1 protein-coding gene is annotated in these 635 nt (G+C 72.6%); it reads right to left on the bottom strand.

Annotated features, from left to right (window positions below):
• Nucleotides 1-4: 4 nt before the first annotated feature.
• A partial coding sequence (locus VR44_RS02865; RefSeq protein ID WP_045945747.1) for an esterase/lipase family protein occupies nt 5-635 on the bottom strand: 631 nt, incomplete at its 5' end.

Raw genomic sequence — 635 nt, 5'->3', positions numbered from 1 at the left:
AGGCCTAGGAGCGCAGGAAGGCCCGGACTCCGGCCGAGGTGGCCCCGTCCCCCAGCAGGTCGTTGTGCTTCAGGCAGCCGACCGGCGTGTTCAGGGCCCCGGAGAGCGGGACGCTGCTGTCGGGGTTGACCACCTCGTCGCAGTCCGACCAGAAGGTCGCGTACTTCACCGTGCCGGGGGTCTCGTCGCCGGAGGCGAGGTTCTTCACCACGTAGGAGCCCGGGGTCATGTCGCGGCAGGCCTGGTCCCACAGGGCGCAGGCCCAGGCGGTGGAGGTCCCGTGGTTGGGGCCGGCCAGCGAGACCCAGTGGTCGACGGCCGCCGTGCCGCCGCCGTACTTGACGTACCAGCGGCTGACGAGCGAGCCGAAGGAGTGGCCCACGATGTCCACCCGGGCCGCGCCGGTCTGCCGGCGGACCTCGTCCACGTGGGCGGCGAGGCGGCCGGAGAGCACCTCGTTGACGGACTGGTGGGTGTCGTAGCCGAAGGAGAAGAGCTCGGAGTCCGCGTACCCGTCGGCCCGCAGGGCCTCGCGCAGGGAACCCCAGACGCCGGGGTCGGCGTTGTAACCGTGGACGAAGACCACCGGATTGCGGGCGGCGATCGGCCCGGCGATCGGCGCGGCAGCCGGTCCG

Source organism: Streptomyces katrae, assembly GCF_000966975.1.
Classification (GTDB): Bacteria; Actinomycetota; Actinomycetes; order Streptomycetales; family Streptomycetaceae; genus Streptomyces; species Streptomyces katrae.
The sequence above is the reverse complement of the archived record's forward strand: the minus strand, read 5'-3'. Positions and strand labels throughout refer to the sequence as shown.